We start from the raw sequence: 1,584 nt of genomic DNA, 5'->3' as shown, positions 1-1,584 counted from the left end.
CCGCCATGACCGTCTCCTTGTCCGCCGCCGCCGCGCTCCCCAGCGAGATCGTGCAGTCGCCGTTGCCGCGCCTGAAGATCACCGAGATCTTCACCTCGCTGCAGGGCGAGGCCGACACCGCCGGCTGGCCGACCGTGTTCGTGCGCCTGACCGGCTGCCCGCTGCGCTGCACCTATTGCGACACCGCCTACGCGTTCCATGGCGGCACCTGGTGGGACATCGACGCGATCGTCGCCGAGGTCCTGGCCCAGGGTGTCCACCACGTCTGCGTGACCGGGGGCGAGCCGCTGGCGCAAAAGCGCTGCCTGGTGCTGCTGGAGAAGCTGTGCGATGCCGGCCTGGATGTCTCGCTGGAAACCTCCGGCGCGCTGGATGTCAGCGCGGTCGATCCGCGCGTATCACGCGTGGTCGACCTCAAGACCCCGGGCTCTGGCGAAATGGCCCGCAACCTTCTGCAGAACCTGTCGCTGCTGACCCGCCGCGACCAGATCAAGTTCGTCCTGTGCAGCCGCGAGGACTACGAGTGGGCACGGGCGATGGTTGCCGAACACACGCTCAACGCACGCGCGATGGTGTTGTTCTCGCCGAGCAAGGGCCAGGTCAGCCCGCGCGAGCTGGCCGACTGGATCGTCGCTGATCGCCTGCCGGTGCGCTTCCAGATGCAGCTGCACAAGATCCTCTGGGACGACGAACCCGGCCGTTGATCGTCGGCGAGCGCGCGTCCGCCGCTCGCCACGCCTCTTTTTGAAGTCATTCCGGCGCGGGACAGCGTGCTGGCTCCCGCAACCCACCGGAAACACCCCCATGAAGAAAGCAGTCGTCCTCCTGTCCGGCGGCATGGACTCCGCCGCCGTCATCGCCATTGCCCAGGAACAGGGCTTCGCCGTGCATGCGCTCAGCGTGCGCTATGGCCAGCGGCACACCTCTGAACTCGATGCCGCCGCCGCGGTGTCCAAGGCGCTGGGCGTGGTCGCGCACAAGACCGTCAACGTCGACCTGCGCAGCATCGGCGGCTCGGCGCTGACCGATGACATCGACGTGCCCGAAGCGGGCGGCGAGGGCATCCCGGTCACCTACGTGCCCGCGCGCAACACCATCATGCTGTCCGTCGCGCTGGGCTGGGCCGAAGTGCTGGGCGCCAATGACATCTTCTGCGGCGTCAACGCAGTGGATTACTCCGGCTACCCGGATTGCCGGCCCGAGTTCATCGAGGCCTTCCAGGCCCTTGCCAACCTGGCCACCAAGGCCGGCGTGGAAGGGGCGGGGATCCAGGTCCACGCGCCGCTGCAGTTCCTGAGCAAGGCCGACATCGTGCGTGAAGGCGTACGCCTGGGCGTGGATTTCGGCTTGACCGTGTCCTGCTACAACGCCGACGACAGCGGCGCGGCCTGCGGCCATTGCGACGCCTGCCGCCTGCGCGCGCAGGGCTTCACCGAGGCCGGCGTGGCCGACCCGACCCGCTACGTTTGATCGGCGGACGGTACGCCTTGGCGCCAAGATAGGTTAGAATGCGCACCCCCGGCAGCGATGCCGGGGCGTGCAATGGGCCGTTAGCTCAGTCGGTAGAGCAGAAGACTTTTAATC

The 1,584-nt window shown here is 67.7% G+C and carries 2 protein-coding genes; both read left to right on the top strand.

The genetic code is table 11. From position 1 onward, the window contains the following. Positions 1 to 5 precede the first annotated feature (5 nt). Positions 6 to 704, top strand: coding sequence for a 7-carboxy-7-deazaguanine synthase QueE (gene queE, locus AC1DQP_RS20300; protein WP_457319258.1), 699 nt, complete (start codon positions 6 to 8; stop codon positions 702 to 704). A 100-nt stretch (positions 705 to 804) separates the two neighbouring features. Continuing rightward, positions 805 to 1,470 (top strand): 7-cyano-7-deazaguanine synthase QueC, encoded by a 666-nt coding sequence (gene queC, locus AC1DQP_RS20295; protein ID WP_256775466.1) that lies wholly within the window; start codon positions 805 to 807, stop codon positions 1,468 to 1,470. Positions 1,471 to 1,584 lie beyond the last annotated feature (114 nt).

The organism is Stenotrophomonas sp. P5_A8 (assembly GCF_056400545.1).
This window is presented reverse-complemented; position numbering and strand designations above follow the sequence as displayed.